Annotated in this window: 15 protein-coding genes; 3 read left to right on the top strand and 12 right to left on the bottom strand. The window is 55.7% G+C overall.

What is annotated here, in order from left to right:
• Position 1 precedes the first annotated feature (1 nt).
• The gene (locus AC0IW7_RS11465; protein ID WP_471818004.1) at positions 2 to 211 is read left to right on the top strand and encodes a hypothetical protein; all 210 of its coding nucleotides are present in this window, start codon (positions 2 to 4) and stop codon (positions 209 to 211) included.
• Here AC0IW7_RS11465 and AC0IW7_RS11460 read toward each other — a convergent pair.
• A complete protein-coding gene (locus AC0IW7_RS11460; RefSeq protein WP_471818002.1) occupies positions 208 to 1104 on the bottom strand; it encodes a TauD/TfdA dioxygenase family protein in 897 nt (298 codons plus the stop codon). The two genes, AC0IW7_RS11465 and AC0IW7_RS11460, sit on opposite strands and share 4 nt — an antisense overlap.
• A 142-nt stretch (positions 1105 to 1246) precedes the next feature.
• On the opposite strand from AC0IW7_RS11460, the gene AC0IW7_RS11455 reads away from it, so the two are divergent.
• Positions 1247 to 2257 carry an AraC family transcriptional regulator gene (locus AC0IW7_RS11455; RefSeq protein WP_471818000.1) on the top strand — a complete coding sequence of 337 codons (1011 nt, stop codon included), beginning with the start codon at positions 1247 to 1249 and terminating at the stop codon, positions 2255 to 2257.
• A gap of 187 nt (positions 2258 to 2444) precedes the next feature.
• Positions 2445 to 2585, top strand: coding sequence for a hypothetical protein (locus AC0IW7_RS11450; RefSeq protein WP_471817998.1), 141 nt, complete (start codon positions 2445 to 2447; stop codon positions 2583 to 2585).
• 60 nt (positions 2586 to 2645) lie between these two features.
• Here AC0IW7_RS11450 and AC0IW7_RS11445 read toward each other — a convergent pair whose 3' ends face one another.
• The 11 genes from AC0IW7_RS11445 to AC0IW7_RS11395 all read right to left on the bottom strand — a co-directional run bounded on the left by AC0IW7_RS11445 (position 2646) and on the right by AC0IW7_RS11395 (position 14541).
• Positions 2646 to 2915 carry a hypothetical protein gene (locus tag AC0IW7_RS11445; RefSeq protein ID WP_471817997.1) on the bottom strand — a complete coding sequence of 90 codons (270 nt, stop codon included), beginning with the start codon at positions 2913 to 2915 and terminating at the stop codon, positions 2646 to 2648.
• Between the two features lie 222 nt (positions 2916 to 3137).
• Positions 3138 to 3548: a DUF6911 family protein gene (locus AC0IW7_RS11440; protein ID WP_471817995.1), complete on the bottom strand. Its 411-nt coding sequence runs from the start codon at positions 3546 to 3548 to the stop codon at positions 3138 to 3140.
• 188 nt (positions 3549 to 3736) lie between these two features.
• On the bottom strand, positions 3737 to 3982 hold the full coding sequence (locus AC0IW7_RS11435) for a hypothetical protein (protein ID WP_471817993.1): 246 nt from the start codon (positions 3980 to 3982) through the stop codon (positions 3737 to 3739).
• A 319-nt stretch (positions 3983 to 4301) separates the two neighbouring features.
• The gene (locus tag AC0IW7_RS11430) at positions 4302 to 4640 is read right to left on the bottom strand and encodes a hypothetical protein (RefSeq protein ID WP_463550155.1); all 339 of its coding nucleotides are present in this window, start codon (positions 4638 to 4640) and stop codon (positions 4302 to 4304) included.
• Between the two features lie 4 nt (positions 4641 to 4644).
• The gene (locus tag AC0IW7_RS11425; protein ID WP_471817991.1) at positions 4645 to 5007 is read right to left on the bottom strand and encodes a ParB/RepB/Spo0J family partition protein; all 363 of its coding nucleotides are present in this window, start codon (positions 5005 to 5007) and stop codon (positions 4645 to 4647) included.
• 109 nt (positions 5008 to 5116) lie between these two features.
• Positions 5117 to 5647, bottom strand: a complete 531-nt coding sequence (locus AC0IW7_RS11420) for a contact-dependent growth inhibition system immunity protein (RefSeq protein WP_471817990.1) — start codon at positions 5645 to 5647, stop codon at positions 5117 to 5119.
• Between the two features lies 1 nt (position 5648).
• The gene (locus AC0IW7_RS11415; RefSeq protein WP_471818347.1) at positions 5649 to 5777 is read right to left on the bottom strand and encodes an endonuclease toxin domain-containing protein; all 129 of its coding nucleotides are present in this window, start codon (positions 5775 to 5777) and stop codon (positions 5649 to 5651) included.
• 386 nt (positions 5778 to 6163) lie between these two features.
• Complete coding sequence (locus AC0IW7_RS11410) at positions 6164 to 6529, bottom strand: MafI2 family immunity protein (RefSeq protein WP_471817988.1); 366 nt, start codon at positions 6527 to 6529, stop codon at positions 6164 to 6166.
• Between the two features lie 186 nt (positions 6530 to 6715).
• A complete protein-coding gene (locus tag AC0IW7_RS11405; protein ID WP_471817986.1) occupies positions 6716 to 7147 on the bottom strand; it encodes a hypothetical protein in 432 nt (143 codons plus the stop codon).
• A gap of 267 nt (positions 7148 to 7414) precedes the next feature.
• Positions 7415 to 7705 carry a hypothetical protein gene (locus tag AC0IW7_RS11400; RefSeq protein WP_471817984.1) on the bottom strand — a complete coding sequence of 97 codons (291 nt, stop codon included), beginning with the start codon at positions 7703 to 7705 and terminating at the stop codon, positions 7415 to 7417.
• Complete coding sequence (locus AC0IW7_RS11395) at positions 7702 to 14541, bottom strand: two-partner secretion domain-containing protein (RefSeq protein ID WP_471817983.1); 6840 nt, start codon at positions 14539 to 14541, stop codon at positions 7702 to 7704. The genes AC0IW7_RS11400 and AC0IW7_RS11395 overlap by 4 nt, the downstream gene beginning before the upstream one ends.
• Positions 14542 to 14724 lie beyond the last annotated feature (183 nt).

Here is a 14724-nt window from a genome sequence, read left to right as displayed (position 1 = left end):
GATGCGCACACTCACCTTCAACGACGCCGTGTCGCCCTGGCACGACCACGCCGACGAACCCAGCGCGCTGCCCTGCACCAGCTCGGAACGCGAACTCAGCTACATGTTGCCGCAGCTGGTTTCGCCCTACGAATGCCAGACGCGGCCTTTCATCCCCGACGGCCTCGCCCGACTGCGCGCCTGGTTCGTGGGTGTTCTCGTCCAGCATTAACGCGTCGGCGCCTGGCCCTTCACCGTGGTGCGGAACATCTCGCGGCGCATGCCGTGGTAATCGGAAATCGGCATATGCCAGGTGCTGCGGTTATCCCAAATTGCCAAGGTGCCCCGGCGCCAGCGCATGCGGCAGGTGAAGGCCGGCGAAGTAGCGAGACTGAACAAATAATCCAGCAACGGCTGCGCCTCGGGCGGGCGCAACCCTTTGATACCCGAGGTGTAAGCCGGGTTGATAAACAACACCTGCTTGCCGGTTTCCGGGTGGCGCGTCACCAGCGGATGACTGCGCGCCTCGTGGGAGGCGTCGCTGCCATAGCGAATCTGCATGTTCTCCAACAGCGCGTTGTGGTTGGCGTTTTTCCCGTAGGCGCGCTCCGGGCTGTGCTCGGCTTCCAGCGGCGCCAGCAGCGCCTTCATGCCGGGCGACAGCCATTCATACGCCAGCGCCAGGTTGGCAAAACAGGTATCACCGCCGTAGGCCGGAATGTCGTGGCCATACAACAAGGTGAAGGCCGGCGGGCGCTCTTGAAACGTCCAGTCCGTATGCCAGGCGCCGCCAAACACGAACGGCGCTTTCTCGTCCGCCTCCTTCACCACATGCACCACGTGTGGATGGTCTTCCATGCAGGTGACATAAGGCTCGCGGCCGAACTCGCCGAACTGCTGCGTCACCCGTTCGAGGTCGCTCACGCTCAGCGATTGGCCATGAACAAACAGCACCTTGTGACTGAGCAGCGCCTGGCGCAGCTCGGCAAAACCTTCGGCGTTCAACGCGCGTAAATCCAGCCCCTCGACATCCGCGCCCAACGCGCCGGTAGTGGGCGTCGCGCTGAAATGGTCATAACGGCCGGGTGGATTGCTGCTGGGTAGCGTGTAGATGAATTCGCTCATTTTTTATTGTTCTCGCTGCGATCAGGTGAGAACAGCATGGGACGGCGAAGCAGGCGGCTCCATGATCATTCCTGCCATTTCATGATGAACACTGCCAGCGGTTGGACTATAAGAAATGCCATAACAACAAGAGGGTCGCCCCATGAACTGGCGCCAACACCGCACCCTGACCGGCGTGCGCTACCTGCTCGACACCGCCCAGGCCGAAGGGCTGGACGCCAACAGTTGCCTGAAAGGCAGCGCCATCCGCCTGGCCGACGTGCACACCAGCACCGCCCAGATCGAAGCCTGGCAAGAACTCGCCGTCATCCGAAACCTGCTCGAACACTGCGACCGCCCCGGGCTGGGTTTTCTCGCCGGCCAGCGCTACCACCTCACCTCGCTTGGCCTGCTCGGCTTCACCATGCTCGCCAGCCGCACCCTGCTCGAAGCCTTCGCCTCCTTCAGCCGCTTCCAACTGATGGCACTCACCCTCTGCCCCACCCGCCTGGAACGCGACCGCCGCGGCATGTGGCTGCTGTTCGACTCCAGCGTATTGCCCCGCGACACCTGCGCCTTCGTCGTCGAACGCGGCCTGGCCGGCTCACTGCAAATCACCAGCGAACTGCTCAAACGCCAAGCCACACCCCTGGCCGTGGAAATGACCGCCAGCGGCGGCGTAGCGCACAACGCGTTCCCCTACGGCGTGAGCGTGTCGGCCGAGCGCGACGGCATTCTGTTCTCCACCCAGGAACTGCAAAGCCCCCTCCCCCAAGCCCACATCGACGCCCAGCTACAAGGCGAACAATGGTGCCAAGCGCAATGCCAGGAAATCGCTCACCCACAAACCAACGGCCCCACGGCCGGCCAAGTCCAAACCATTCTCATGGCCCACCCCGACACCCTGCTCCCCTGCCGCACCGTCGCCGAACGCCTAGGGCTTTCCGAACGCACCTTGCACCGACGTTTGGCCAGTGAAGGGCACTCGTTTCAGCAGCTCAATGAACAGATAAAAAAGCGCCTGGCCAAACGGCTACTGAGCGAATCGCGGCTGGACGTGAACGCTGTGGCACAGCGATTGGGGTACGCGGAAGCCGCAAGTTTTTCGCGGGCGTTTAGTCGGTGGACCGGGTACTCGCCGGGGTATTGGCAGCGGGTGGGTGGAGGGAATTGAGGGCTCGTTTTGGGGGCGATTGTTGGTTCTAGGGATCGCGGCTAAAGCCTCTCTTGCAGGGGTTGGTGATGCACTGTGGGAGCGGCTGGGCGGCGTTGCGATTGGCCGAGATCAGATTTGCTCGAATACGCGGATTCCGGACCATTACGCTGCCCCGTAGGAGCTAGCTTGCTAGCGAATCCTGCAAATGAAATTCAAGCATTCCTTTTCCAGGGTTCGCCACCAAGGTGGCTCCTACAAAAGCAGCAGCGACACCCTTGAGCGGCTGGGCGGCATCCCGATCAGCCGCGATTGGCCGAGCCTGCAAAAATTTAGAAAAAAGGAATAGATTTTTATGCGGCTCTAAATTAGAGCTGCTTAATAAATCTGCCTCCTTTTGTCTCTACAATTAACAAGAGACATTCACGCCGCAAGCAGAAATAAAATCACTTATCGGTATATCAAGAAAGCTACTCTCTCCAGCGGAAAGAACATCCTGCAATGTGACGATGCCTTTTTCAAAGTCCAAAGAAACGTCAAAGCAATTAAACTCGAACTCCCTGAGCAGAACGCTCTTTGAGCAAATCTGCTCATCAACGGCATCGTTCAAAATGGAGCGAACGCTGTCGTCCAACTCTTGGGCTACAAATCGCTCTATTAGTGTGCCGCCACTGCTCATAATCATTTCTAACTAGACGGGAAAGCAGACTGAACATACCATCCCGAAAATTTATTTTGATTGCCGATGCTGGAGCGCCTGAGACGTTTGTTCCAATCACCTTACCTGCGTTGCACTCAGTAACGTGCCCTCATAGAAAAGAGGACAGATGCATCATTAAACTATAAATTAGAGCAACTTAGTAAAACCGCCCCTTCTCGCTTCCTTTTTCAATATTTGCCTTTAGACCATAAGCTCTTTTGAGACATTTCCTGTGAATGCAAATTCTGTAAAAACAGCACCGACCAGCTTTATGTCCCGCGTGGCTGCCGTTACAGGATATTTTTCACCGAGAATGCTGACAGTGACAATTTCTTTTTTCGCACCAGGACTATTTAACGTCCTGACACGATGATCACCTTCTGCATTACACTCACTAAGCATCAGTAAAAAATTTCCGTTTTCCGCATATAACGCCAATTCATAAGGGTCCAGTTGAGGTGCGGGCACGGGCTTAATCTTGACAACTGCAGCGCCTATGGAAATCGAGAGTAATAATTCGCGAATCACTAAATCGCCGGGATCAACTATTATCTCAAACTGTTGGCGACCGCCATCAGCGCAAATGGTGTAGCCGCCTAAAATAAAACTCATGAGACCTCCTTTATGAGCAGTAAAAAAGCGACAGTTTTATGATTGAACTCTAAATTAGAGCAACTTAATAAATCCGTCCCCTTTTTCGCCCCCTTTCTAACTCTATTAAAATAAAACAGAGCACCTTAACAGATGCGGATCACTATCAATTTTCTTGCCAGAAAAATTACAAATGCTATGAATTTTCGCTACACACTCGCATTAACCGCATCCAGAAGCAGTTCAAGCTCAAGCCCATAACTATTCGGTTCAAAACTCTGCTGTATACCACTCAACAGAAATTCATTGGAAATCAACTCGCATAACTCGTCTATCTCACTCGGCGCTAACGAGCCATGAAGCAATTTCTCAGCTAGAGCTAATTGCGCTTCCCCGCTCCAAAAGCACAGCGTCACTAAAAGTTGCCATTGAGCGCTTGTTAACATGTCATTCATTGCCCTGTTCCCGAAGACGACTTGCCCCACCCAGTGACTACTTTACCTTCAGCATTGACCACTATGACCGCGTCCGCCCCAGTATATCTAAATGTCGGTTCGTACTTCGAAGGGACGTATTCGATTTTTAGAGGCTTAGACCAAGCGTTATTGAGGGCAGACTGGCTCACGCCAATACCACCATCTCTTCCAGCAAGTTGTTCTAAGGGAAAAGGGGACAGATTTATTATTGAACCCTGAATTAAATAAACTTAACAGATCCGCCTTTTTCCTCTTAGTTCCCGCATTACCCATCCGATAAAATCTTGAGATGTTTACGTTATTTTTGTATATCAGGGATAAATACTTCGACCTCATTAAAACTGGAAAAAGCGTGACAGATCTCAACCAGGTCCGCCGGACATATATTATAAAGCCGCAAATATAAATTGCTAATTTTACCGTTTTTATCGCAAATAATCAGCATATCCATCTTACGACCAAAGTACTTTTTAATACCAGAATAGGTCTCGACCAGTTCAAGACCGAAAACATTTATCAAATAATCCGCCAAATCGCTTGACAGTCGGCTAGAACTTATAAACTCCCACCCATCCTCGCCGAAAAGTTTTCGCGCACCATTAGGAATTATAAAAACCGCTTGATATGGCCGTGTCATTGCATTACTCCCAAACCTCTACAGGTATCTTATCTAAGCCCGCTTTCTTGGCCGCCTCAGTTCTATGATGGCCGTCTTGGATTTCTAATCGCCCTGTACTAGGGTTTCTCCAAGCATCAACAGGCTTGCTCGGATCAAATCCATTCTTCTCCATATCCTTGGCGAGTCGCTTGATTTGTGATCCAGACATTTCAGACTTAGTCTGAACAGGTATAAGGTTTCTAGGATCCTCATGGATGAGCTTAGGAACTGGCTTATCGGTAACCGTTTTGCCAGATAGCCCTTTTACCCCCCCGGCCAACCCACCAACCAACCCCAGCGTCAAACCCAGCAACATCTCCTGCTGATAGCCAGGATCAGTAAGCATGTATCAAAAAAGGGGACAGATTTATTATTGAACTCTAAATTAGAGCAACTTAATAAATCCATCCCCTTTTTTACAAAGCCGGTGTTAGATTAATCGAAACCTCTACACATTATGTACACCTACTAAAAGCCAAGCGCAGGGCCGCACCTATTTCAGAAGGGCTACTACCGCTGGGGATAGTGACATAGTTACTCTCACTTATACCCTTACCACTCCAGGCTTCTAGCTTTTCGTGATGGCTGGGGCGAATAATGATCTGATCACTCTTACTTTCGATACTGCATTTTTTCATATCTTTAAATAATGCACGCTTGGTCTTGTAACCATAGCGCTCCAAAGTGTTGCCAACCCATTGATCATATCGTTGATTGGTCAGGTTGTAGTCGTAGAGTTCCATATCAAAAGTAGCTTCAGGATGAATCCAAACATCCTTTCGCGGCTCGGGAAGCACAAATCGGCTATGAGCCAAGGCGTCAAGCACAGCAAGGCCTAGCTCTTTATCGGCAGCGTCAGGGCTGAAAAAATGCTCCACACCTTGCGGATCTGCTTGGCTACTTCGATAGCCAGAAAAAGTTTTCACGGAAATGAAATCTTTATTCATTTTCGCATCTGCCCAAGCTGTTTTTACGACATCACTCATCTTAATCTACCTTGGTAACTTTCACCGTAACGCCTTTGCTCTGACCATACTCAATAGCTCTATTAATTTGATCCCACTGAGCACTCGTCGTAGCCTTTGGAACTGCTACTTGCAATTCACGATTAGTAATTTGACTAGCGGGAAAAGGGGACAGATTTATTATTGAACTCTAAATTAGAGCGGCTTAATAAATCTGCCCCCTTTTCTCCTAAACATCTAAACCTTCCGCTTCCATTAGCTCCTTCAACCTCAATGCAATCGCTGAGGCCTCCTTCACGGGAACCCCCACTCTCAAGCCGTACTCCTGACAGTCCAATGTAGCAAATGACTCACCGAGGCAAGCCGAAAGAAGCTCTAGCTCACAAGAGCTTAACTGCAACAAAAGATCCGACTCGCCAATTCTTTTTAAGTCCATGACCATTCTCAATAAGGGCTTGTTTGACCAGGAAGCAAAAAAGGGGATAGATTTATTATTGAACTCTAAATTAGAGCAACTTAATAAATCCGTCCCCTTTTCTACTCTAAATTAGAGCAACTTAATAAATCTGTCCTTATTTTTTCGATAATATAGCTGGCAAGTTCTTTTCTTCGGTATACGATCCTGAAATCTCCACAGAACGCAGGAAGAGTATCTTGCCCCACGGTTAATTCAGCCCTACATTTCAAGCTTGAATTTTGATAGGCAGTGTACTGACAAACCACATCCTCTATTTCCTCAATATCCTCCTCGACGCTTCTTTCTAGATAAAACTTAAGAACCCACTCGTTCGAGTCCCGCAGCAAGGCTACCATTCTAAAATTCGGCGAAATCGATCCAATCAAAGCCTGAACCAGCATAAGCATTTGATAATTCCACTCTTCCAATTCACACTTATTGATCATCAGGGTCTCCAGTTCGGATTAGCTGGCACAACACTCGGACTCTTCGTACCTTTGATAATAAAAACGCAAAAAGGGACAGATTTATTATTGAACTCTAAATTAGAGCAACTTAATAAATCCGTCCCCTTTTTCTGCCCCTTCGACTAGAACATCATTTGATAGCGCTGCTCCTCCTTTTTTACCAACTCAACTTTTCCCTTTGAGGTGATTTCGCCAAGGTACAAGCAAACCGTCCAGCAGGACTCGATCAATAACACCGTCCTCAATAGCGCCAACAAAAGTGGTATCTAACTGAAACTCAAAGGAAAGATTTTCATTTTCCGATAGTTTTTTTATGGCACCTACCAGTGCCTCTACATCATCTAGATTTTTTGAGTCCATTTCTATAGGAAGTATGTTAGGCGGCAAAGCCGAATAAATTTCCAAAATCCCACCTACAACTTCCGAGCCACTCTCGTCTATCTCATCAATAAATCTTGGCGGAGTAACGCTCCATTTTCTTGACGCAGCAACCTCATTCACAAGCTGCTGCACATTAGATCTAATAGACTTGTCCAAATCCTGAGCCACGTAAAAACTTAACTTTTGCTTCGCAAACTCTAGCGGTATGGAGTGCATTACTCAGCTCCTTTTTTCGGAGGGTACGCCGGGAGAGCTGACCCTGGACCGCCCGGATTATATCTAAACCCTCCTGGCATATGCGCGTCCAAATGCCGCATATCAGGCAGGAAAAAAGGGGACAGATTTATTATTGAACTCTAAATTAGAGCAACTTAATAAATCCGTCCCCTTTTCTCTCAAATTAAACCAACTTAATAAATCTGTCCCCTTTTCTACTCAGTAGTAGCTACTTCCCCGCCCCCTTCTGTACCGACTAATTATCGGCTATGGGCAGTACTCCACCGTATAATCACTCTCTAGTTCTTTTTGTATCGATTTGGCCAGTTGCATCCCTTCGGCTATGTGCCGAAGCTCTGCCTCAGACGTGGTAAAACCAGAATCTGGCGGGTAGTCACTGTTGAATGTCGCCTGATACTCACCGTTCCATTTATTAATTTTGGCCCTCAAATCTTGAGAAATCGGCAGATCTTCAATATCAATGTGCCCCATGCTATCCGGATCTGGGCAGAATATCGGCCCAGCCAAATACTCACTTGTTAGTCTTAATCTGATCATGGTAATGGCTTCCAAGAACTGACCGGATTAGCTCGAACCACGAAGCCGTTTGAGCCAATCCCAACAGCAATATTTTGTTCAACACCATTGTAAGTGATGCGATAAACGTTAGCCGAACCATTGGTCCCGACGACTTGTCCCCGCTCAAGAGCATTCATCACAACATTTGGAATGTCATCACGGGAGACTCCTTTATTGATAAAGTCAACTTCGTGTCGCTTGTAGATGTGTTGCAAACCAGCGGCATCAGTACCATTTTCCAGCCAGACGGTTCTGCCGTCTGGCAGTTTACGGATATCAACCACATTTTCTGGTGTGATCTTAGTGCCAACAGGCAAGCCCGAGATCAATTCGTCTCTAGTCAGAGTCGAACCTGACACTCCTTTTGCACCAGGCAACTCCGCATTCGCCACAGGCGCCGCTTTAAAATCGACCCACTTCCCTCCAACCCAGGCGACAAGCTTCCCGCCAATTCCTGCGACCAACAGTCCCGTCGCGTTGTCGAACAGCATCCCGCCGGTAGCCGCTGCGGGCATCGTTGCTACGTTGTCGAGTGCGCTTTCGATGGACTGCGCGGGGATGGGGCTGGTTATCCAGTCGACGGTAGCGCCAGGGATGCTGACTACGCCATTGAACACACCGTTTATTAAGTCCAGCGGGTGTGAAACGGTGTCCCACACACGGCCTGGCAAGGTGCCAGCCGCTTCTTTGGCGCCGGAGGTCATTTCTCGAAAGATAAAGCCGGTCTGTGTAGCGGCAGGATCACCGACTACCACTTGGCTCTTGTCGATATTTCCCCAGTAGGCGTTGATGCCTTCTTCGTAGTCTTGCCGCGCCCATCCTTCCAGATAGGCTTTCTCCTGGAGTGCCCGGCCGTAGTCGTACATCTGTTGGTCGCGCAGTTTGCTCAGCTGATCGGTCGCGCGGGTGATGTCGTCTTTGCAGGCCTGAGCAGCACTGGCCGAGCCTTCGCAGGCGGCTCGCGCTTTGTCGGCTTCCTCGACTTCGTGATGCAGCAGCCAGTTGTATTGCGTGCTGTTTTGCGCAACCCATGACCCCGTCTGCAGGTCCTGCTCGTCCCCACCCTGAACCGTCGCGGTCATCACGCCGATAAGCTGTGAGTTCATCACTAGCAGCGCTTTCTTGTGGTCGGGATCCATCTGGCCGTACTGGTTGGCCAAGGCATCGACCACGGCCTCGTTGACGCCCGCTGCCAAGGCGCCGGTTTTGAAGCTGCCACCCGCTGCTTCGGCTGCCAGGCCGCCCATGACGGCATGCAGGGCGATTTTGGCCGGGCTGCCGTCTTTGAGGTCCCAGTTGGTTGCGCTGGTCAGGTCGCCGATCAGGTTGAAGCCGGCGGCTGCGAAGGTGTTGGCGAGCGAGGCTTGCAGGGCGTCGCCCAGGCTCCCTTCGCGGCCCAGCATTTTGTTCAACACCGCCGAGGTGCTGTTTTGCAGCATCTGGTTAGCGGCGAACTGCCCAACGCCTTGCAGGCTGCTGAGCCCGCCGCTGGCGTTGGCGACGCCGACGGCGCCGGTGTTGGCCAGGGCGCCGTTGGTGGCGTCGGTGAGGGCTGGGGCCGGGCCGGTGGTGGTGCCGGTCCAGTCGTTGAAAATGCCAGCGGTTAAGCCGGCGGTTATGCCGGCGACGGCGTAGTTTTTGAGGCTGTTGCTGCTGAAGGTCTCTTTGGCGGCTGCGGCGAGGTTGCCTTTGTTGTTGATGGTGCTGACGGTGGCTGTGCCAGCAGCTGAGGTGAGCATCGCCGAGCCGGCGACGTTGGCCCAGCCAGCAGCGGTCGCGTCTGCGGCCACCGTGGCGGCCGTACCCGCAGCGAAAGCGCCACCTCCGGTACCGCCTGCGAGCGTGCCGATCAGCCCGGACGCCGCGCCTGCGGTGAAGTAGGCGACGATGATGATAATGACGATGGTGGCCGGTCCGCCCAGGCCGGAATGGCTGTCGTGCCATTTGTCATGCAGCTCTTTGACCTGCCGCCAGTCGACGTCGCCGCGCGCTTCGACGTCTTTTAGCCAAGCCATGCTGGGGTCAGCTTGCACCATGGCGTCGATGGATTGGCTGACGCTTTCTTTGTTGATCTGCTTGACGTCGATGTGCAGACCTTTGACGGCCTCGATGAGCACTTCGCCCTTGGCGCTGAGTTGGCTCTGGCGCAGGGTTTCGTCGACGCGGCCTTTGTTGTCCAGGCTGGTCCACACCCAGCTGTTGCTGCTCTTTTCGTGACTTTCGGAGTGGCTGTCGGCTACCGCTTCGAAGGTGATGGCGCCGCCGCTGTCGAGGCTCAGGTCGCCAGCGCTGTCGAGGGTGGCTTTGCGGTAGAGCTGGTCGCCGCCACTTTCCAGGGTCAGGTCGCCGCCTGTGGTGATGGCGCTACCGACATTGCGCACATCGGTCACTTCATCGCGCTTGGCGGATTTTCGGCCCCATGAGCCTTTTTTCGATTTGTCGCGAAGGCTGTAGTCGCTGTCTTCTGCAGAGATAACGGCCACTTGTTCACCGGCGTAGAGGTAGGCTTCCTTCCCGGCGGTTAGCTCGCTGGCGCTGATGATCAGGTTGTTGTCCGCGCTGACGCCCAGGTCGCCTCCGGCTTCAATCACGCTGGCTTGCTGGCGGACGGTGCTGGTTTCTTTGGTGACCTTTTTGCCGTTGCCTTTGTAGCGGTACTCGCTGCTGGATTCGTTGGCGGCGGCGCTGAGGGTGACGTCGTGGCCAGCTTGCAATGCGACGTCGCCACCGGCTTTCACCTCGCTGGCGATCACGGCCAGGTCATTGCCTGCGTTGACGTGAAGATCGCCGCCCACTTGCACATCGCTGCCGTACTGGGACGTGCTGCTGGTCTCCCAGGCGTGGCGCCTGTCTTTGCGCATCTGGCTGTCTTGGGCTTCAACCGAGCCGATCACCACGTCGCCGCCGGCTTTCAGTTCGGCGTTGCCGCCAGCCTTCAACTGGCTACCGAGGTTGGCGATGTCGCCGCCTGCTGAAAGGTGCAGATCGTTGGCCGCTTCGATGCTGGCCGCGTTATCGACAACGCTGGTGACCTGGCTAAAGCCTTTGCCGCTGCGTGCGTCGGTGGTGACGGTGCGCTGGTTGAGGATGTCGCCGGTCAGCGCGGCGAGGCTGACGTCTTTGCCGGCAATGACGCCGCCTTGGGCGTTGTGAATGCTGTCGGCGGCGAGCATCGACAAGCGCTCGTTGGCTTGCATCAGGCCACCGTTGCCGATGGTTTCGGCGCTCACGGTCAGGTTGTTGCTGGCGCGCAGGGTGCCGCTGTTGAGTAGCGTGGCGCCGCTGATCAGCGTGACGTCGTGGCCCTGAATCAAAGCGCCATTAGGTGCCAGGCGATCGGTGGCCTGGGCGAGGTAGAGCACGGGCACCAGCACTTTCTGGCCGTCTATTTCCTGCTCTTGCATCCAGACGATGTCATGGGTGAGCGCGGCGACTTGTTCGGCGCTCAGAGCGATGCCGGGCACCAGGTTGAGCGCGGTCTTGCTGGCGATGGCGTTGTCCATCAGGTATCGGAATTGCGCTTCGTCGGAACTCAGGCCGTCGAGGAAGCGTTTGCCGGTGCGCGCGGCAATGGCTTGTTGAACCAGACGCTGCTCGTACAGGCCGTCGCCGAGGCGGCGCTGAGTTACCTCCTGGTTGTAGCCGATGGTGTTGAGCAGGTAGTCGGAGCTGAGGAAGCCGCGCAGCGAGGCAAAGGCTGGATTGGTTTCCACCAGGAATGGGTGGCTGCTATCGGTGTTGACGTGAAACAGGCCGTTGTGACCTTGCGGCAAGTTGAAGGCCGGCAGCGTTACCGGTTGCTGGGTGGCGTCCGGCACTAACTGCGGGTTGAGCTGCACCACCACCGGCCGACTGGCGTCCGCTACCGAGTCCGTGCCTTGCGCGCCGCCGAGCTGGGGCGCTTGGTGGGCAATCACGGACGCGTTGGTGATGGGCTGGGTGGCCTGGATGGTGACCGCGCCGCCAGCTTGGATAATGGCCGGCGCGGCGATGGCGCCTGGAGTTTGGGTTTCGATGTCGCTGACTAGCGTCCAGCGGCCGAAGTAGGCAGGCAGAACCTTTGGAAAACCCTGGGCGTTGTAAGGGTCGACGTAGTTGTCGCGGAAACGCTCATCCGAACCATCGGAAATGCGTCCGGTGTTGTAGCGGCGCACGCGCTCCAACGTGCCGGTGGTGGCGCCCATGTTTTCCAGGCTAGTGGCGGTGATGGAAATGGCACCGCTGGCGGCGATGGTGCTGTAGTGGTTGGCGAGCTCGCCGCCCTTAATATCCAGGTTGCCACCGCTACTGATGCGCGCAGCCGCCGAGTCTTCAACAACGCTGGTTTCGAAAATCTCCCTGGCGATGTAATCGACGTTGTGGTGATCGCCGCTGCAGTCGAAGCAGTTGACGCTGACCCAGCCGTGAATTTGCGTGTTTTCGGTGCGAAACAGGTTTTTGCGGTTGGTGAGCACAGCCGCCCGCAGGCTCATGTCACCCGTGCTTTCGATGCTGCCAGAGCGGTTTTCCAACAGACTGAGCAGCTCGCCACTGTCGTTTTTGGCGATGCTGAGCCGACCCAGACTGAACACGTCTGCCGACCTGTTGGTAAAACGGTCGAGGCGCAGCGCCATGTCCTGACCGCTAAAGATCAGCCCGCCATCGTTAAGCAGGCTTGTGCCTTCAAGGCGCAGCGTTCCTGCCCCGCCCAACGTGCCGTGGTTCTGCAGGCTTTCAGCGCGAGCAATCAGACCTTTGCCCGCTGTCATCGCCCCCCGGTTGCTGAACACACCGCTCACGGTGAAGTCGGCATTGCTGGCGACTGTCCACACCGCGTTGGCGCCCGTTTCCAGGCGCGCGGCGATCACCGTCAGGTCGCCTTGGCTCAGCAGCGAGCCGTCACCGCTGTACGCGTCGGTGAGCGTAAGGGCGAACTGGCTGCCGAGGTGGCGCACGGTGCCGAGCTGGTTGCTGAGACTCGCGCTGGTGAGGCTGAGGGTGGCGTTGCCGACTTCAACCAGGCCGCCATCGTTGCTGAACAGGCCACCGATTTCGAAGGCGCTAGTGGCAGTGCTACCGAGGGCGCGCAGCTTGCCGCCGCTGTTGCTGACGCTGCTGGCTTTGAGTTGCAAGGCGGTGGCGGATTCGACCAAACCATCGGTGTTGTTGAGGTGGCCGTTGAGGTTCAGGCCGACGGTGTTGGCGCCAACGGTGCCGTCGCTGTTGTTGAAGCTGGCGGCGTTAACGGTGAGCTCGGTTTTGGCTAGCACACTGCCGCCCTGGTTGCTGACGGCGCCAGCGGTCAGGACGACGCTCGCGCCTCGTAGCGTACCGGCGCTGTTGTCGGCGTCGGTGGCGGTCATGGTCAGCGCGCTGCCGTCGGCCTGCACGGTGCCGCTCGCGTTGTTCAGCGTTTTGGCGGTGAGGGTCAGGCCGTCGGCTTTGCTCAGCAGCAGGCCGTCGGCGCTGTTGTTGAGAGTGTCGGCCAGGGTGAGGCTCAGGGCTTTGTTGCTGGCGAGGGTGCCCGCGCGGTTGTCGAGGTTGTCGGCGGTGACGGTCAGGGTTTGTTGGCCGACGAGCTTGCCGCCACGGTTGTCGAGGGTGGTGGCTTTTACGCTGGCATCGCCCACGGAAACGATGGTTTTGCCGGCGTTGTTCAGACGTTGCAGATCGGTGTTCAAGCGGCCTTGCGAGCTGACGCTGCCGTTGTTGTTCAGCGTGCCGCCTTGCAGGTCCAACAGTGCGGCGCTGTTGCCGCTGCCGTCGGGGTTTACCCCGGCTTCGAGGCTGCCGTTGTTGGTGATGGCGGCGCTTGTGAGGCTGAGGTTGGCGCCGCTGGCGAGGCTGCTGGCGATGTCGATCTGGTCGGCGGTCAGCGTGGCGTTCTGGCTGGCGTAAACGGTGTCGGTGAGGTCGATGTGCTTGGCATTGGCGCTCACGCTGCCGGCACTGGCGACGCGCGCAACGGTGAGTTTGCCGTTGGCGTCGATGTGGATGTCGCCGCCGCTGGCGGCCATGTCGGCGGCGAGTTTTACGCCCACGCCGGCCTCGGTACCGACCAGGCGGATGGCGCCTGCGTACATGCCGCCGAGGGCGGAGCTGTCGATGGCGAGCAAGGGTTTGGCGCTGCCGTCGTCGGCTTTGGCGGTGGCGGCCAAGGTGGTTGCGTCCACCTCGTTGCGGCCGGCGATGATGTTCAGGCGCTGGGCTTGCAGCTCGGCGTTTAGTTTGGCGCTGCGGGTGATGAGGTCGAACTGGCTGATGTTCGAGGCGTTAAGGCCGGCGCCCTCGATGTTTATTTCGCCGCCGTTGACGTCGAAGTGGTCGAGCTTGCCGTTGTCGATGACCGGCGTGCCGGTGGTCAGCGTGGCGCGCGGGGTGTTGATGAAGCCGCAGCCGTCGCAGGTGATGCCGTGGGGGTTGGCGACCACGACATGAGCGCCCTGCCCGGCCACTTCGGTGTAGCCCTTGAGCTGGCTTTGGTTGCCGCCGGTGACTTCGTTGAGGATCAGGTTCGCGGCACGACCGTTGAGGTTGCTGTTGCCGAGAATGACGCCGCCCAGTTGCGTGTCATTGAATGGGCCGGTGCCGTTATTGAGGATCAGGCCTGGCTTGCCGACGTTGTAGTCGGTGAATTTGTTGTGGGAAAGGCCGCTGGCGTTGGGCGTGGCGATGTTGATGATCGGCACGCCGTTAGCCGCTTGGGTGATGGCAGCGTTGCCTGCGGCGTTGGGGTCGAGGGTGAGTTCAGCTGCGGTGCTGACGAGGGGATTGAGGAACAAGACGCCCGCGAGCAGGCGGGCGATTGAGCGGAAGAGCGGACTGGTTACGTCCATGTGGGCGTCTCGTTCGGCAGCGGTGGGAAGGCTGCAAAACTACGGCGCGCAAGCGGTGGTAGCTGCCGGCTGGGGCCGGAGTGGCTGTGTGACGGGGCGGAAAAAAGGCGGGTTATGTTCGCCGTTGGAAGGTCTTCTTCGTTAGGCGGGCACGGGATCGCGATGCTTTGGGGACGATGAGGA

This window comes from Pseudomonas sp. AC229 (assembly GCF_979254655.1).
This window is presented reverse-complemented; position numbering and strand designations above follow the sequence as displayed.

What these genes read in the sequence shown, in the direction of transcription:
- AC0IW7_RS11450 (WP_471817998.1), top strand. Translation starts at nt 2,445, where the DNA reads ATGAAATTCAAGCATTCCTTTTCCAGGGTTCGCCACCAAGGTGGCTCC.
- AC0IW7_RS11455 (WP_471818000.1), top strand. Translation starts at nt 1,247, where the DNA reads ATGAACTGGCGCCAACACCGCACCCTGACCGGCGTGCGCTACCTGCTC.
- AC0IW7_RS11405 (WP_471817986.1), bottom strand. Translation starts at nt 7,147, where the DNA reads ATGCACTCCATACCGCTAGAGTTTGCGAAGCAAAAGTTAAGTTTTTAC.
- AC0IW7_RS11435 (WP_471817993.1), bottom strand. Translation starts at nt 3,982, where the DNA reads ATGAATGACATGTTAACAAGCGCTCAATGGCAACTTTTAGTGACGCTG.
- AC0IW7_RS11400 (WP_471817984.1), bottom strand. Translation starts at nt 7,705, where the DNA reads ATGATCAGATTAAGACTAACAAGTGAGTATTTGGCTGGGCCGATATTC.
- AC0IW7_RS11410 (WP_471817988.1), bottom strand. Translation starts at nt 6,529, where the DNA reads ATGATCAATAAGTGTGAATTGGAAGAGTGGAATTATCAAATGCTTATG.
- AC0IW7_RS11395 (WP_471817983.1), bottom strand. Translation starts at nt 14,541, where the DNA reads ATGGACGTAACCAGTCCGCTCTTCCGCTCAATCGCCCGCCTGCTCGCG.
- AC0IW7_RS11420 (WP_471817990.1), bottom strand. Translation starts at nt 5,647, where the DNA reads ATGAGTGATGTCGTAAAAACAGCTTGGGCAGATGCGAAAATGAATAAA.
- AC0IW7_RS11445 (WP_471817997.1), bottom strand. Translation starts at nt 2,915, where the DNA reads ATGAGCAGTGGCGGCACACTAATAGAGCGATTTGTAGCCCAAGAGTTG.
- AC0IW7_RS11440 (WP_471817995.1), bottom strand. Translation starts at nt 3,548, where the DNA reads ATGAGTTTTATTTTAGGCGGCTACACCATTTGCGCTGATGGCGGTCGC.
- AC0IW7_RS11465 (WP_471818004.1), top strand. Translation starts at nt 2, where the DNA reads ATGCGCACACTCACCTTCAACGACGCCGTGTCGCCCTGGCACGACCAC.
- AC0IW7_RS11430 (WP_463550155.1), bottom strand. Translation starts at nt 4,640, where the DNA reads ATGACACGGCCATATCAAGCGGTTTTTATAATTCCTAATGGTGCGCGA.
- AC0IW7_RS11425 (WP_471817991.1), bottom strand. Translation starts at nt 5,007, where the DNA reads ATGCTTACTGATCCTGGCTATCAGCAGGAGATGTTGCTGGGTTTGACG.
- AC0IW7_RS11460 (WP_471818002.1), bottom strand. Translation starts at nt 1,104, where the DNA reads ATGAGCGAATTCATCTACACGCTACCCAGCAGCAATCCACCCGGCCGT.